Origin of the sequence: Bradyrhizobium sp. CCBAU 51745 (genome assembly GCF_028128715.1) — a bacterium.
Taxonomy (GTDB): domain Bacteria; phylum Pseudomonadota; class Alphaproteobacteria; order Rhizobiales; family Xanthobacteraceae; genus Bradyrhizobium; species Bradyrhizobium manausense.
Genome location: NZ_LBJP01000086.1, coordinates 139,555 through 156,060, shown reverse-complemented (window position 1 = coordinate 156,060; position 16,506 = coordinate 139,555). Strand labels below are relative to the sequence as shown.

Annotated in this window: 12 protein-coding genes; 1 reads left to right on the top strand and 11 read right to left on the bottom strand. The window is 65.4% G+C overall.

From position 1 onward, the window contains the following. Positions 1-4 precede the first annotated feature (4 nt). The 9 genes from XH98_RS27415 to XH98_RS27375 form a co-directional block, all read right to left on the bottom strand. Positions 5-442: an SRPBCC family protein gene (locus XH98_RS27415; protein ID WP_271620480.1), complete on the bottom strand. Its 438-nt coding sequence runs from the start codon at positions 440-442 to the stop codon at positions 5-7. A gap of 10 nt (positions 443-452) precedes the next feature. Then, complete coding sequence (locus tag XH98_RS27410) at positions 453-3,353, bottom strand: flotillin family protein (protein WP_271620479.1); 2,901 nt, start codon at positions 3,351-3,353, stop codon at positions 453-455. Between the two features lie 27 nt (positions 3,354-3,380). Then, positions 3,381-4,214 (bottom strand): phosphoenolpyruvate hydrolase family protein, encoded by an 834-nt coding sequence (locus XH98_RS27405; RefSeq protein ID WP_271602084.1) that lies wholly within the window; start codon positions 4,212-4,214, stop codon positions 3,381-3,383. Positions 4,215-4,217: 3 nt separating this feature from the next. Further along, positions 4,218-6,434, bottom strand: coding sequence for an ABC transporter permease (locus XH98_RS27400; RefSeq protein WP_271620478.1), 2,217 nt, complete (start codon positions 6,432-6,434; stop codon positions 4,218-4,220). Next, on the bottom strand, positions 6,427-7,209 hold the full coding sequence (locus XH98_RS27395) for an ABC transporter ATP-binding protein (RefSeq protein WP_271620477.1): 783 nt from the start codon (positions 7,207-7,209) through the stop codon (positions 6,427-6,429). The genes XH98_RS27400 and XH98_RS27395 overlap by 8 nt, the downstream gene beginning before the upstream one ends. After that, positions 7,202-8,290, bottom strand: coding sequence for a branched-chain amino acid ABC transporter permease (locus XH98_RS27390; protein ID WP_271620476.1), 1,089 nt, complete (start codon positions 8,288-8,290; stop codon positions 7,202-7,204). Before XH98_RS27390 ends, XH98_RS27395 begins: the two co-directional genes overlap by 8 nt. Before the next feature lies 1 nt (position 8,291). Continuing rightward, complete coding sequence (locus XH98_RS27385) at positions 8,292-9,302, bottom strand: branched-chain amino acid ABC transporter permease (RefSeq protein WP_271602080.1); 1,011 nt, start codon at positions 9,300-9,302, stop codon at positions 8,292-8,294. A gap of 196 nt (positions 9,303-9,498) precedes the next feature. Then, positions 9,499-10,326 carry a helix-turn-helix domain-containing protein gene (locus XH98_RS27380; protein ID WP_271602079.1) on the bottom strand — a complete coding sequence of 276 codons (828 nt, stop codon included), beginning with the start codon at positions 10,324-10,326 and terminating at the stop codon, positions 9,499-9,501. A gap of 127 nt (positions 10,327-10,453) precedes the next feature. Beyond that, a complete protein-coding gene (locus XH98_RS27375; protein ID WP_057758758.1) occupies positions 10,454-11,704 on the bottom strand; it encodes an ABC transporter substrate-binding protein in 1,251 nt (416 codons plus the stop codon). Positions 11,705-12,100: 396 nt separating this feature from the next. Here XH98_RS27375 and XH98_RS27370 point away from each other — a divergent pair, with 396 nt between their 5' ends. After that, on the top strand, positions 12,101-14,260 hold the full coding sequence (locus XH98_RS27370) for an exonuclease domain-containing protein (protein ID WP_271620475.1): 2,160 nt from the start codon (positions 12,101-12,103) through the stop codon (positions 14,258-14,260). Between the two features lie 24 nt (positions 14,261-14,284). Here XH98_RS27370 and dinB read toward each other — a convergent pair whose 3' ends face one another. Next, the gene (gene dinB / locus XH98_RS27365) at positions 14,285-15,385 is read right to left on the bottom strand and encodes a DNA polymerase IV (RefSeq protein ID WP_271620474.1); all 1,101 of its coding nucleotides are present in this window, start codon (positions 15,383-15,385) and stop codon (positions 14,285-14,287) included. Between the two features lie 58 nt (positions 15,386-15,443). Continuing rightward, complete coding sequence (locus XH98_RS27360) at positions 15,444-16,490, bottom strand: ABC transporter ATP-binding protein (RefSeq protein WP_271602076.1); 1,047 nt, start codon at positions 16,488-16,490, stop codon at positions 15,444-15,446. Positions 16,491-16,506: the final 16 nt, after the last annotated feature.

Below are 16,506 nucleotides of genomic sequence, written 5' to 3'. Positions count from 1 at the left end.
GATATCAGCCTCCGAACACACGCTTCAGCGCATCGAACCCGCCCTGGAACACACGGCCGCCGATATCGCCGACAAGCTCGGTCTCGCGCTCCGGGGCGCAGTCGAACTCGGCGGTCCATTCCACAAACGTCTGGTCGCCATCGGTGACGGGCGTCAGCCGCAAGGTCGCGACATAGTTCTCGACGCCCATCGGGGATTCCAGGATCGAATAGGTGCAGAACATGTCGTAGTCGGAGAGGCCGAGCAGCTTCTCGCGGATGCGGTCGCCGTTGCGCAGGCGAAAGTCGCGCACGCAGCCGATCTTGTCGGCGGGCTCGCCGCCCTCGATGCGACTTTCGGCGATCGCGGGATGCCAGTTCGGCAGGCCGTTGAAATCGCGCACGCGCGCCCAGACGCGGTCGTTGCGCGCATTGACGACGGTGGAGACGTAGACGCGGGGCATGGGTGAGACCTCAGCTCTTCTTCCGCGGACCGCGCTCGGCGGGCGGCTCGCCACCGCCCTCGGCCGCGGGCGTGGGGCTGGCCTGCTTGTCGCCACCGCCCTTGCGCGCGGAATCCTTGATGCCCTGCATGTCGCGGGCCTCGCGGATCAGGCCCGGCATCTTGGCGAGGCTGCCGCCCTCGACGCCGATGTCGGACAGGATGGTGTCGATCAGCGGCGCCTGCACGCGGTAGCGCAGTGCCGAGTCGATCACCTCGTCGGTGGCGCTGCGGCCGCCATTGCCGCCGTGGCCGTTGCCGTTGAGGCCGTCGACCTGGAGGATGCGGATGCCCTCGATCTTCTCCATCGGCTTGACGCTCTCGCGCACGATGCCCTCGATCTTGTCGAGCAGCTTGCGGCGGAACAGCGAGTAGCGCGCCTGGTCCGTCAGCACGTTCTCGGCTTCGTTGAGCATCCGCTGGGCCTCAGCCTCTACGGCGGCGCGGACACGTTCGGCATCCGCGGCAATGCGGGTTTCCTCGGCCTGCTTCTCGGCGAGCAGCACCTCGACCGTCTTGCGGCGTTTTGCAATTTCGCTCTCGCGGGCCGTGACCACGCGCTCGGCGGCTTCGGTAGCCCGCATGCGGGCCTCTTCGGCCGCGGCGCGGGCGGCGGATTCTTCGAGCGATTTCTGATGAATGGCGATCGCCTTTTCCATCAAGACGGTCTCGACCTCCTTCTCGCGGTTGACCTCAAGCTTGCGCAGCTCGCGCTCGCGGCCGATGCGGGCCTCGTCGAGGCCGCGATCAGAGGCGATGCGGGCGCGCTCTACTTCCTCGCGGGATGAGATCTCGGCCTCCTGCAGCGACTGGACACGGGCGACCTCGAGCTGCTCGATGGCGCGGCGGCGCTCGAGGCGGGCGGCTTCCAACGCCTGCTCGCGCGAGACGTCTGTGGTCTCGACCTCCTTGCGGGCGACGATCTCGGCCTGGCGGACCTGGCGATCCGCGTCGATCCGCTCCGACTTCTTGGCGGAGAGGGCGATCACACGGTCTTCGTCCGCGATCTCGATCGCCTTCTTCTGCTCGATGTTGAGCACCTCGCGCTTCTTGGACGAGTTGATCCGCTCCGCCTCCAGCGCGAGATCGACGGTGATGCGCTGGCGTTCAATGGCATCGCGCCGCTTCAGCTCGGCGGCCTCCAGAATGCCTGTCCGCTCGATCTCGAGCGAGCGCGTGTCGCGCTCGGCCTGGATGCGTTCGGCCGCCACCGCCTTCTCCTGGGCGATGCGCGCCGCCTCGATCGCCTCGCGGGAGGCGATATCGGCTTCCTCGACGGCGCGGTTGCGCGCGATTTCCAGCGAGCGGACGCGCTCTTCCTGGGCGATCCGCGAGGCCTCGGTGGCCTCGCGTGCCGCGATGCCGGCGACTTCGAGGGTCTGGTTGCGCTCGATTTCGAGCTGTCGCGTGGTCTGCTCGGCGGCGATCCGTTCCGCGGCGAGCGTCCGTTCGCGGGCGATGCGGGCGGCTTCCAGCGCACGCTGCGCCTCGATCTCGGCCTCCTGGATGGTGCGGACCTGCTGGATCTCCAGCGCGCGGGTGCGTTCGTCGGAGGAGATGCGTTCGATATTGACGATCAGCGTCTGCGCGATGCGCGCCTTCTCAGTGGCCTCGCGGGCGGCAATCTCGGCCTCGTCGACGACGCGGGTGCGCTCGATCTCGCGGCGCCTTGTCTCCTCCTCATTGGCGATGCGGGCGTCGGTGACGACGCGGTCCTGCTGGATCCGTGCCTTTTCGATCGCCTCGCGGGCCGCGATCTCGGCCTCCTCGACCGTGCGCATCCGCTCGATCTCGCGCTGGCGGACCTCGCGTTCGCTGGCAATCCGCGTCGTGTCGATCGAGCGCTGGTTGGCGATGCGGGTCTTCTCGATCTCCTCGCGCGCCAGTAGCTCCTTCTCCTCGATGGTGCGGGTGCGCTCGATCTCCTTCTGCCGAGTCTCGCGCTCGGAGGCGATGCGGGCCTCCGCAATCGCCTGCTCGTTGGCAATGCGCGAGCGCTCGATGGCTTCGCGCGCCGAGATCTGGGCCTGCTCGGCCTCGGTCTCGCGCAGTGCGCGTTCGCGGGCGACTTCGGTGCGCTGGAGCGCCCGGCGCATCTCGATGTCGCGCTCCTGCTCGAGCCGCGCGGTCTCGCTCTCGCGTTCGATTTCCAGCGCCTGGCGCTCGGCCTCCAGATTGCGGGCGCGGATCTTGATCATCGAGTCCTGCTCGATGTCGTTGCGCAGCTTGCGCCTGGCCTCGATGTCCTCCATCAGGCGGGTCAGACCTTCGGCGTCGAAGCGGTTCGACGGGTTGAAGAATTCGAGGTCGGTCTGGTCGAGATCGGTGATGGCGACGGACTCGATCTCGAGGCCGTTGAGGGCCAGGGCCTCGGCCGCGTTGGTCTTGACCCGCGCGACATAGTCGCCGCGGCGCTCGTGCATCTCCTCCATGGTCATTTCCGAGGCAACCGAGCGGATGGCCGAGATGAACTTGCCGGCCAGCAATGTATGGAGCTGCCCCGGCTCCATGGTGCGGCGGCCGAGCGTGGCGGCCGCAATCGAGACGGCCTCGCGGGTCGGCTGCACCCGCACATAGAAATCTGCCTCGATGTCGACGCGCATGCGATCACGGGTGATCACGGCGTCCTGGCGCGAGCGCACGATGCCCATCGGCAGCACGTTCATGTTGACGGGTGTGTAGTCGTGAATGAACGGCAGCACGAAGGCACCGCCGTTGATCACCACGCGCTCGCCGAGGAAACCGGTGCGGACGAACGACACCTCCTTGGAAGAGCGGTGGTAGAGCCAGTTGACGATGTAGACGCCGACCACGATCACGATGATCGCGACGATCAGCCAGAGGATGAGCTCGCCGACCAGGATCCCTGACATGTTTCCCTCCCTCGATCTTGTAAGGCGTTACGGCGCGCCGATCGCCTTGAATTTGCGGACCTGTTCCGTCAATGCCCGCTCCACCGGCAGCCGCTCCATCGAGGAGGCGCCGTAGAAGCCGTGGCAGTAGCGGGTGTTCTTCATGATGAAATCGGCATCCGCGGGATCCGCGATCGGGCCGCCATGGGCGAGCACCAGAATGTCCGGGTTGACGCTGAGCGCCGCCGATGCCCAGGTGTCGATGCGTGCCGGGCAGTCGTTCAGCTTGGGCGCGGTCTGCGCGCCGATCGTGCCGCCGGTCGTGAGGCCCATGTGGCAGACGATGATATCGGCGCCGGCGATCGCCATCGCGGCGGCTTCCTTCTCGCTGAAGACGTAGGGCGTCGTCAGCAAATCCTTCTCGCGCGCCTTCGCAATCATGTCGATCTCCAGCGCGTAGGACATGCCGGTCTCTTCGAGGTTGGCGCGGAAGATGCCGTCGATCAGGCCGACGGTTGGAAAGTTCTGCACGCCGGCAAAGCCGAGTGCCTTGAGCTGGTCGAGGAACACATCCATGTCGCGGAATGGATCGGTGCCGTTCACGCCCGCGAGCACCGGCGTCTTGCTGACGACCGGCAACACTTCGCCGGCCATTTCGACCACGATCGCGTTGGCATCGCCATAGGGCATCAGCCCCGCAAGCGAGCCGCGGCCGGCCATGCGATAGCGGCCGGAATTGTAGATCACGATGAGATCGACGCCGCCGGCTTCCTCGCATTTGGCCGACAGGCCGGTGCCGGCGCCGCCGCCGACGATCGGCTCGCCGCGCTTCGCCATGTCGCGAAACCGCTTCAGGAGTGCTGCGCGTTCAAACCGGGCCATCGGTCACCTCGCTGCTCTCCGGCGCGCCCCGGCGCGTCCGAACAGGGTTCGGAATGCGCTCACGATGGTCGAGGCGAACTCGGGATCGTTGATGTTCTGCTTGACGCGGATGAGTTGCCGGTTGCCGGTCGCACGCACCGTGCGTTCCAGCGCGCGGAACAAGGCAGCATCGGCCTCGGGGTCCCAGAACGGCTGGCCACGCGCATCCAGCGCGGAGACGCCACCCTCGGGCAGGAAGAAGCGCACCGGCCCGTCCATCTGGTTCAGCCGTTCGCCGATCCAGCGGCCCATGCGCTCGTTCTCGTCCGCTGTCGTGCGCATCAACGTCACCTGTGGATTGTGGACGTGGAATTTGCGGCCGCGATAGCGCTCGGGGATGGTGTCGGGTGCGCCGAAATTGACCATGTCGAGCGCGCCGACTGAGCCGACATAGGGCAGGCGGGTGCGGATGATGGCGCCGAAACGATCTTCCGTCGCCGGAAACACGCCGCCCATCAAGAGGTCGCAGATCTCGGTGGTGGTGAGATCGATCACGCCGGCGAGCTGGCCGGAATCGACCAGCTTCTCCATCGAGCGACCGCCGACGCCGGTGGCGTGGAAGACGAGGCATTCGAAATCGCCAGCGAGATCGGCCGCGATCTTCTGCACCGCTGGTGTCGTGACGCCGAACATGGTGATGCCGATCGACGGCAAGCCGGCACTCGCGGCGCGCTCCTTGGCTTCGCGCTGGTCGAGGCGGGCCTTGACCATGCCAACGATGGCATTGGCGCCGTTCGAAAGCACCGCGCGCGAGATCGAATTGAGTCCCTGCACGTCGGTGACCGAATACATCATGGTGATGTCGGCGGGACCCACGTAAGGCGCGACATCGCCCGAAGCGACCGAGGAGATGATCAGCTTCGGCACGCCGACGGGGAGGGTACGCATGGCGGGGGCGACCAGCGATGCGGCGCCCGAACCGCCGGCCGAGATCACGCCGGCGATATTGCCCTGGCGCTTGATCCACTTGGCGAACGCGTCCGCCATCGCGGTGACAGCAGCGCCGCGGTCCGGGCCGAACACCGCCGAGCCGCCGCGGCCATGGTTCAGCGCGATCTCCTGCGCGGAGACGTCGCAGGTCGCGTGCTTGCCGGTGGTGGAGACGTCGACGAGCCGCGTGCGCAGCCCGCTCTCGCCGATGACGTCGCGGATGAAGCGTAGCTCGGTGCCCTTGGTGTCGAGCGTGCCGACGACCAGAACGACCGGCGGACCGGAGGTCTGCGCCGTTATCGGCTCACGCTTGCGCCTCGCGGTCTCATCAAGACGCGCGACTTGCGTCGACAGCGTGCGCGCGGCGGCTTCGATGCGAGCGATCGGGACCGGCTGTGACCAGCGCGTCGGCGGCGTCGGATTGGACATGTAGATGCGGATCGGGCTGCTGGTGCGTGCGGGCTGAGCGACCGGCTTTGCTTCGTCGCCCGCAGAAGGCACGTCGATGTCGGGCTCCAGCTCGGCATGCAGTCCGACACCGAGCAGGCGCTGCTGCAACGCGCGGTCGGCGGACAGCCGCGCCGAGTCGATGATGCGGTTGATGCGGCCGTTGACCATGATCGCGACGTTGCGCGAGATCGCGGTGGCGACGCCGATGTTCTGCTCGATCACGAGCACGGACATGTCGCCGTCCTCGCCGAGCTGCAGCAGCATCTCCTCGACCTGGGCGACGATGACGGGCGCAAGCCCTTCGGTCGGCTCGTCCATGATCAGCAATTGCGGATTGGTCAGCAGCGCGCGCGAGATCGCCAGCATCTGCTGCTCGCCGCCCGAGAGCTGGCCGCCGCCGTGATCCCGGCGTTCGGCAAGCCGCGGAAAGGTGTCGTAGATGCGCTCGACCGTCCAGGCGCCGGAGCGGATGCCGCCAGCGAGCCGCAGATGCTCGTCGACGCTGAGCGAGCGCCACAGCCGGCGGCCCTGCGGCACGTAGCCGACGCCGAGGCGCGCGATATTCGCCGGCGGCCGCCGCGTGATATCCTCGCCGCGAACCCGGATCGAGCCGCCGCTGACCGGCACAAGCCCCATGATCGCCTTGCACAGCGTGGTCTTGCCCATGCCGTTGCGGCCGACCACGGAGAACACGCCGGCGTCGAGCGTGAGGTCGACACCCTGCAGCGCGTGCGAATGACCGTAATAGACGTCGAGGCCACGGACCTCGAGTGCGGCGGCACTGCGGCGGGCCTCACTCATGGCCGCCTCCGAGATAAAGCTCCTGCACCTCGGGATCGGACTGGATCTCCTCCGGCACGCCTTCCTTGAAGATGCGGCCATTGTGCATCATCGTCACGCTCTCGACGACGCGCAGCGCAACGTCCATGTCGTGCTCGATGATGATGTAGCCGATATGCGCGGGCAGCGAGGTCAGGATCTCCACCAGCTCGGCCCGCTCGGTCGGCGACAGGCCGGCGGCGGGCTCGTCGAACAGCACGAAGCGGGGGGCGCCTGCGAGCGCCAGCGCGATCTCGAGCTGGCGCTGCTGGCCGTGCGCGAGCTCGGCGACGCGCTGATCCTTGACCGCGCTCAAATGCACCGCCTGCACCAGATTGTCGGCCGCATGCATCAGCGCATCGTTCTGGGCGGGCCGCAGGAACGAGAAGCGTCCGCGCGAGACGCCGCGACAGGCGAGGTAGACATTGTCCTGCACGGTGAGGCCGGGGAATAGCGCGGAGATCTGGTAGGTGCGCCTGAGCCCACGGCGGATGCGCTCATAGGGCGGGAAGTGCGTGACGTCCTCGCCGAAGAAGCGGATCGTGCCTGAGGTCGGCGGGAAGTCGCCGGTGATGCAGTTGAACAGCGTGGTCTTGCCGGCGCCGTTGGAGCCGAGCACGGCGCGCCGCTCGCCGGGGCGCACGGTGATGGTGACGTCGGTCAGCGCCGCCAGTGCGCCGAACAGTCGCGTCACGCCGCGCAGCTCCAGCGCTGCACCGGCTCCGACCGCGGAGAGGCGCCGGGCGACGCTATCCATGGCCGCGCCCTCCGTTCGGGCGATCCGACTGCGGACGCTGGCTCCTCCGCCAGCGCTGCCACAGGCCGATCACGCCATCCGACGACCAGAACACGATGGCAAGGAAGCCGAGCCCGATCAGCAGCCGGAAGCGGTTGCCGTCGAGCCCGATCTTGACCAGGAAGTCGAGCGCAAAGGTGCGTAGCAGCACGAACACCAGGGCGCCGATATAAGGACCGATCGGGCGGGTGATGCCGCCGACAATGGCGATGATCAGGATATCGATGCAGGCGCCGACGCTGACCGAGCCCGGCGAGATCTGGCGATAGTTCCAGACCTGGAGCACGCCGGCGAGGCCCGCAATGAACGAAGCGACCGCATAGGCGGCGACGCGGTGCGCATTGACGTTGAAGCCGAGCGCGGCCATGCGGCGCGGATTGTCGCGCACGCCCTGGAGCGCCAGGCCGAACGGCGCGCGGGAGATGTAGTCGACCGCGAAATAGCAGAGCGCGGCGATCGCGAGCACGACATAGTAGAACGGAATGTCCGACCGCCAGTTGACGCCCCAGAAATGCGGCGTCGCGACGTTGTTGATGCCGGTATGACCGTTGAAGATCGCCCAGTTCTGGTTGGTGAAGTAGTAGAACGCCGCGCCGATCGCCAGCGTGATCATGATGGTATAGATGCCCTCGGTCCGCACCGCGAGCGCACCGCCGAGCGTGCCGAAGATGGTCGCGAGCGTCAGCGCCATCGGCACCGCCAGCCACCACGGCCAGCCCAGGCTGATATTGGCGTTGTCGCTAGTGCCGAACACCGCGACCATGTAGGCGGCAAAGCCCGCGATGGTGAGCTGCATCAGGCTGACCATGCCGCCATAGCCGGCGAGGAACATCAGGCTGAGCGCGATGGTGCCGAGCATCAGCGTGGTCGCAAAGATCTCGATCAGGAAGAAGCCGTTGGCGATCAGCGGCATGATTAGCAGGATCACCGCCACGATCCAGGCTGCGGGATTGTTGAGATCGGGCCAGCCGCGTGCGGCCTGCCGCTGCGCTGATGAGGCGGGGCTGAGGATCTGAATGCGCGTATCGTGGGTGACGGACATGTCAGCGCCTCGCCAGCAGGCCCTGCGGCCGAAGCGCCAGCACCAGCACCATGATCAGGAAGGTCACGACGATGGCGTAGGTCGGGATGTAGACCGAGCCGAGCTGCTCGGCGAGGCCGATGATCAGCGCGCCGAGCGCGGCGCCGGGGATCGAGCCCATCCCGCCGACGATCACAACGACGAGGGAAGCGAGCAGGAAGCGGATGTCCTCGCCGGGCGAGAGCGATTGGAAGGTGCCGCCGACGACGCCCGCGATTCCGGCAAGCCCCGCGCCGAGCGCGAAGACGAGCACAAAGACGATCTGGATGCGCACGCCGGTCGCTGCAAGGATGTCGCGATCGTCGACGCCGGCGCGGATGATCATGCCGATCCGGGTGCGGTTGAGCGCGAGCCACATCGCGATGCCGATGATGACGGAGGCCAGGAAGATCACGAGCCGCACCAGCGGATAGCGCAAGTAAACCGGCTCGCCGGAGGATTTCAGTGCGGTGATCAGCGGCAGCTCGACCGGACCGATCAGCCAGTTCGGGGTCTGGATCTGGTAGAAGTCGCCGCCGCAGGCCCACAGCATCAGGTCGGCGAACACGATCGAGAGGCCGATCGTCACCATGGTCTGGCGCAGATCCTGGCCCTCCATGCGGCGGAACACGAGCACCTGGAGCAGGATGCCAACCAGCGCCGTCAGGATGAAGGCGACGATGAAGGCGAGGATCCACGACCCGGTCGAGGCGCTGATGGCGTAGCCGACATAGCCGCCGAACAGATAGAGCGAGCCGTGCGCAAGGTTGACGTTGCGCATCAGGCCGAAGATCAGCGTGAAGCCGCTGGCGACAAGGAAATAGAGACCGCCGAGCGTAATGCCGTTGAAGACCGCGTTGAGGAACACGCGCTTGCGGCCGATCGCATCTTCAAGCCCCGGGGGCCATACCGCAAAGATCAGCCACAGCACGACTGCGACCGCGACGATGACGATCAGCGCCCAGGCCGGATGACGCTCGACAAAGCGGGTCATGGCGTCACCTCGCTCCGCTTGCGACGGGCGCCACACCACTTCGGATGCAGGTCGGACAGCCCTGTGCAGGCTGCGTACCGCGCCATGGATTTGCGTCCTCCCGGGACATGCGATCCTCTTGCCGGGATCGCGTTCCGTCCATCCTAGTGGGGCGGAGAGAGAGGCATTTGATCGTGAGTATCTTTTCGCGCGTTCGTCAGCCGCGCAAAACCTTGGCCGCGCGGCGATAATCGGTCGGTGCCATCCCGACATTGGCGGCGAAGAAGCGGGTGAAGCCGCTCTGCGAGGAGAAGCCGAGATCGAAGCCGATATCGGCGATCGGGACCTCGCTTTCCACCAGCGCCTCCAGCGCCTGCTCCATCATCAGCGTGTTGAGATAAAGGTGCGGCGTGACGCCGGTCTGGGTGCGGAACAGCCGGTAGAAATGCGGCCGCGACAGGCCGGATTCGCGTGCGATGGTGTCGAGCTCGATCTCCGCGCCGGGGCTCTCCGACATCATCTTGATGCACTTGCGAACGCGAAAATCGGTGATGGAACCGTTCGCGCGCAGATCGGGCGCGGTCTCGGCCTGGTGCCAGCTTTCGTCGTAGCAGATATCGATCAGCCGTCGCAGCTCGCCATCGAGGCTGTTCAGCGAGGGGGCGCCGCACACAAGGGCTGCGGCGTGCCTGATCTGCTTGTCCAGCGCAGGCGATCGCGCGAACTGGGTGCGGCCGAAGCGCAGGCGGTCGGCGCCGGGCGCATCCGGCGCGAACCATTCCGGATTGACATAGAGCACGAAGAAGACGGCGCCGCCGTCGAGGTCGGTGGGAAGAAAATTATGCGGTTCCCATGGATTGACCGCGACGACTGAGCCTTCGGTGAGGTCGTAGCGTCCGTCGTTGACATCGATGCATGCAGAACGCCCGCCCACATGGAAGATCAAATGACCTTCGCGATGCGCGTGGATATTGAAGGGGCGGTTCAACTGATAGACCGTCGCCCGACCAAAACGGCCGTGGAAGACGGCGAGCGCCCGGCTCATGCCTTCCCTCCCAAAAGCTTTTGTCTTTTTTTGTAGGGTTCAACAACCGGGGAGAGAATGCAAGAGCGCGTGTCGCGCCTCTGCAAATCTCTCCCCGGTCAGTCATCACGTCGCTGATGCGACTACGTCAGTACTTCTTACATTCCGGTACTGTACGACTGGGCAAACCGATCTTGGCGAACACGGCAGGGTCATAGCCCAGCGTCTGGTTTACGTTCGGGATCACCTTCACGACCTTCGAGAACAGCGCACCCTTGCCGTCATCGACCACTTCGGTGACGAAGTTGGTGCCGATCGCCTGGCGGTTGGAGTCGAGCTTGATCTTGCCGTTGGGCGCATCGAGCTCGATCTTGGCGAGCGCAGCCTTGTACTTCGACTGGTTGTCGCTGAGATCGCCATTGACCTGACGCAATGCCAGGATCAGCGCCATGGTCGAGCCGTAATAGTTGGTGGCGAGCAGCGACGGGCTCGGGAAGCGCTTGTTCGGCGGGAAGGCGTCCTGATAGTCCTTCACGAACTTCTGCCAACCCGGATCCTCCCACGTGTCGGCCTGGCCGCTGGCGGCCAGCGTGCCGATCAGCGCGTTCTTGGCATTGCCCTTGGACGACAGGATGGTCTGGTCGATCATGATCGAGCCGCCCATCAGATGCGCCTTGCCGCCGGCCTGCTGGTACTGGTTGAGGAAGTTGACGGCGTCGCCGCCGCCGAGGCCGAGATAGATGGCGTCGACGTCGTCAGGCAGCGCCGCGATGACCGACGCAAAATCCTTGGTGCCGAGCGGCACCCATTGCCGGTTGGTGACCTGTCCGCCCGCGCCGCAGAATTCGAGCACGAGGCCGAACACCTGGGTGTAGATGAAGGAGTAGTCCTCGCCGACCGTTGCGATCTTGCGATAACCCTTGGTGTCATAGGCGTATTTGCCGAGGCCGACCTGCCATTGCGCGCCGTCCATGTTGTAGCGGAAGAAATTCGGGGCCGGATCGACATAGGTCGTTTCCTGCGCGCCGGAGGCTGCGTTGATGAAGGTCAGCTCCGGATGGGTCTTCGCGAAGTTCTTGACCGCGATGCCCTCGTCGCCGGAGAGCGGCGACAGCAGGATCTGCACCTTGTCCTGCTCGATCAGCTTGCGCACGGCGCGCACAGCCGAGTCAGGTGTCGCGTCGGTCGAAGCGATGACGAATTCGAGTTCCTTGTCGCCGACCTTCTTGCCGAGCACGTTCAGTGCTGTCTGGAAGCCGCGGATGCCGTCCTCGCCGAGCACGGTGTAGGTGCCTTCGAGGGTCGCGGTGACGCCGACCTTGATCTTCTCCTGCGCGAAGGCGGTGCCCGACATCAGCAGGCCGCTCAACGCAATCAGTCCTAGACTGCCTTTCAACATTGCTCTCCTCCCTGGTCGTTCTTGTCGCTGTTTTTCACCGCACCTCACGCTTCCGCCGCGCGGTGCGACGTTCTTGCAAGGCCATCGGGTCTTCGACGATTTCTTGGGATGAAGGCTAACCGAACTCGGATACGGCGCACCGGTCGGCGCCACGCGCGGCTTAACGGGCAGTCTCATTTTGAATGGTGCGTCGCAAATCGTTCCGCGGTGCAATAGGCGCGTCCACGCGCCGTGGTTGTCGCCGAAACCCGGCGTCGGGACGGGCGCGGGGTCGCGAAGTTCCGAGCTTGACAGCGCCTGGCGAAAAGAACAGAAGTCGAACATGAACGCGAAGGAATCACGGGGAACTTCGACCGGAGCGGGATCGCGCTGCGCTGCGCCGAGGGCCGCGCGCGGATGACGCTGCCTGTCCTGCCGGTCTACTACTATCACGACCACTTCACGGAGATGCTGAGCTTCGTTTGCGAGACCTACGGTCCGGTGCTGGCCGAGAGGCATCACGCCTTTGTCGCTCGCTTCTCACAGCTGTCGAAGGACGCCCAGTGCCTGTTCATCCGGATGGTCAACCGCAACGGCACGGTCTTCAATCCCTCCACCTTCAAATACGCCGAGATCGCCGACCCCGTCGGTGCGCTGGGGGAGCTTGGCGTTGCCGGTTATGTTCGAGGCCTGACCGAACAGGACTACGCTGCGTTCCTGGCGTGCCTTGCAAAGCCTGATCTGTTCGACGGGGCAAAGGCGGCCGGCATGAACGACGTCAGGGCCTCGTGGCCCAAGGCCAAGCTGTCGGAGTATTGCCTCGCCAATCTGTCGTTCGGCACGGCATTCCGGCACTGCGGTGGAGAGGCCTTCATCGCGCTCGCTGACACCGAACCGCTCGAGTTCCTGCTCTATCTCTATTTCGGCAAGACAGAGAACAACCTGAAGAATTTCGCGCTGCGCGATCTCGGCATCCTGCGCACCAACGGCCAGGCGGATTTCAGCGCGCGGTTTGCCGATGCGGACGAGGCGAGGGCCTGCTTCCACTATGCGCGCCTGCTGCGCCAGCTCGAGGCCAAATCCGAGCAGGTGTATCACAGGTCCGTTGCCGACATTCTCGGTGGTCCTGCCTGCCCGACGGATTACGCCCTCGATCTGCGCAGCCGCGCGGCCCACAAAGCGGGTCTGCACTTCGAGAAGAAGGGTGAGGCCGCGCTCGCGGTGCAGCTCTATCGTGCCGGCGCTTCGGCCGAATGCAATGAGCGCCTCGCCCGGCTGCTTTATGCGGAGGGCGACAAGGACGCCGCGGAGGACCTGCTACGTCGCATGATCGATGATCCCGCCAGCGATGACGAATGCGTCTTTGCGAGCGACTTCTATGCCCGGAAGTTCGATGGGCGCCGGACGGGACTCTGCACCGAGCTGTTGCGGGCAGGACGAACGCTCCGGGTCGACGACACCTGGCGCGGCAGCCCGGAGGCCGGGATCGCAGGCGTTCTGCGCCGGCAGGGCCTTGAGGTCTTCCACGCCGAAAACACACTCTGGCACTGCCTGTTCGGCTTGCTGTTCTGGGATGAGCTGTTCGAATCCGGACAGCTGCACAGCGGCTTCGATTGGATGCCGCACTGCCTGAAGGACAGAACCTTTGCCCGGATGTTCGCGTCTCAGATCGAGGCGAAGCTGGCGGCCGTGGCCGCGAGCTCCGCGCTGCCCCAGATCCTGCGGATCGTTGCTGCGAAATGGGGCAAGCCGAACGGCGTGTTCACCTGGGACCATGTCGATATGGACGCGCTCCGCGCGTTGCTTGCGGGGGCCAGTGCTGACGGCCTCGCCGCGATCCTTCGCCTGATGTGCGAGGACTATCGCGCGATGCGCGATGGCTTCCCCGATCTCATGCTTGTGGCTGATGGCGCCGTCTCGTTCATGGAAGTGAAGGCCGAGGGCGACGTCATCAGGCGCAACCAGCTGACGCGGCTTCGCCAGCTCGGCAACGCTGGAATCCCTTCGGAGATCGGCCGCGCCGATTTCCGTTTCGATCCGGGCCAGGACTATGTCGTCGTGGACATCGAGACCACCGGCGGCTGGACCGGCGGGGATCGCATCACTGAAATCGGCGCCGTCAAGATCCGCAATCACGAGGTCGTGGCGGAGTGGCATTCGCTGATCAACCCGCAGCGGTCGATCCCGGCCAAGATCGTCGCGTTGACCGGCATAAGCAATGAGATGGTGCGGGGTGCGCCATTGTTCGCGGAAGTCGCCGATAGCTTCATGCAGTTCATGCGTGACGGCGTCTTCGTCGCTCACAATGTCAATTTCGACTACGGCTTCATCGCCGCGGAATACGAGCGCCTCGAACGCCGTTTCCGCTTTCCAAAGCTCTGCACCTGCGCGAGCATGCGCCGGCACTACCCAGGCCACAAATCCTACGGGCTCGGCAAGCTCACAAGGGCCTACAATATCGAGCTGAAGGACCACCACCGCGCGCTGTGCGATGCCCGCGCGGCCGCGCATCTGCTCAATTTGATCAATGCGAAGCGCGACGAGGTCGGGAGCAGGGCAGAAGAGATCGCGGCCTGAGCATTCGAATCCCCGGCGTCCGGATCAAATTTCGAACGTCAGTTGCGGGGCCGCATCGTCGCCGACCTGGAGCGATGACAGCGAGACTCCCAGGAGCCTGACGCGCTTGGGCAGGGGCATCTCCGCCTCGAGCAGGCCGCAGGCGAGGCGCTCCAGCTCGTCCCGGCCTGCGACCGGCGCAGCCACGGACCTGCTGCGCGTGATGATCTCGAAGTCGGCGAACTTGATCTTCAAGGTCACGGTCCGGCCCCGGCTGCCTGATGCCTCGCAATGGCGCCAGACCTTGTCGACGAGCGGGCGCAGCTCGACGACGAGTGCGTCGAATTCGGCGAGGTCGGTCGAGAACGTGGTCTCCGCGCCGATCGACTTGCGGATCCGGTTGGCCCGCACCGGCCGTTCGTCGACGCCGCGCGAGATCCAGTAATAATAGGCGCCTGACTTGCCGAAATTCGCATTCATGAATTCAAGCGTCTGGTTGCGGATGTCGAGGCCGGTGAACAGGCCGAGCGCGTTCATCTTTGCGCTCGTTGCCGGTCCGATCCCGTGGAACTTGCCGACCGGCAGCGTCTCCACGAAAGCGGGCCCCATTTCGGGCGAGATCACGAACTGCCCATTGGGCTTGCGATGGTCGGAGGCGAGCTTTGCCAGGAACTTGTTGTAGGAGATGCCCGCCGAGGCGTTGAGGCCGGTCTCGGCCTTGATCCTCTCGCGGATCCGCAGCGCCACGTCACGGGCAAGCGGGATGCCTTGCAGGTTTTCCGTCACGTCGAGATAGGCCTCGTCGAGCGACAGCGGCTCGATGATGTCGGTGTGCTCGGCAAAGATCTCGCGGATCTGCCGGCTGATCGCCTTGTAGACCTCAAAGCGGGGCTTTACGAAAATCAGGTCGGGACATTGCCGCTTCGCGGTGACCGACGGCATCGCGGAACGAACGCCGAATTTGCGCGCTTCATAGCTCGCGGCAGCGACCACGCCGCGCTCGGCCGAACCACCGACCGCGACGGGCTTGCCGCGCAGCTCGGGATTGTCGCGCTGTTCCACGGATGCGTAGAAGGCATCCATGTCGATATGGATGATCTTGCGAACGCGTGTCGGGTCGTCGTCCGCGGCGTCGGAATAGCTCATGCCGGGATGATACAATCGGGCCGCGGGAATCGCGAGCGAGTATGCGGATTCGAGCCCGTCACCGCACGAGAGCGATATTTTGCTGGACGAATGACAGCTTGATCGCCGCGCCTTCAGCCGGGATCTCATCGGTTTGGCGGCTCACGACGAAAAGCTCGCCGATCGGCGTCGAGACGATCATCTCGACGTGATCGCCGAGGTAAGAGGATTTCCTGACGGTTCCTGCAAGGCCATCGCCGAGCATGATGCCGTGGGGCCGGATGGCCGCTTTGGCCGGCCCGGGCGTGAGGCCGCGCGCGGCAAGCGTCAGGCGGAGAGGTCCCAGCATGACCTGCGCTTGCCCGTCATGCACGGCTTCGATCGACACCTCCACGAGATTGGCATCGCCGATGAAATCGGCGACGAAGCTGTTCGCCGGGGCTTCATAAAGCTCGCGCGGCGAGCCCTGCTGCGCGATCTTCGCATTCGACATCACGATGATGCGGTCGGAGACGGCGAGCGCCTCCTCCTGGTCATGCGTGACATAGGCGACGGTGAGCTTGAGCGACTGCTGGAGCTCGCGGATCTCCTGCCGCACCCGGCGCCTGAGCTTGGCATCGAGGTTGGAGAGCGGCTCGTCGAACAGCAGCACCTGCGGCTCCAGCACGAGGGCGCGCGCCACGGCGACGCGCTGCTGCTGACCGCCGGACAGCTCGGCCGGATAGCGCTTCTCGAAGCCCTTGAGCCCGACCAAAGCGAGCTTCTCCAGCGCCATCGCCTCGGCCCGCGCCTTTCCCAGCCCCTTCACCGTCGGTCCATACGCCGCGTTCTCCAGCACGTTCATATGCGGAAACAGCGCGTAGGACTGGAACACCATGCTGACGTCGCGGTCCGCGGCCGAGAGCCGTGTCACATCCTTGCCGCCAATCAGGATCTGCCCGTCGCTCGCGATTTCGAGGCCGGCGATCATGCGCAAGGTCGTGGTCTTGCCGCAGCCGGAGGGGCCGAGCAGCGTCACGAGCTCGCCCGCGTGGATCCTGAAGCTGACATCGTCCACGGCCGTCACATTGCCGTAGCGCATGCTGACATGTCTGAACTCGACGGAGGCGGGGCCTGATTTGGGCATGGCAAGTCCTATCTGC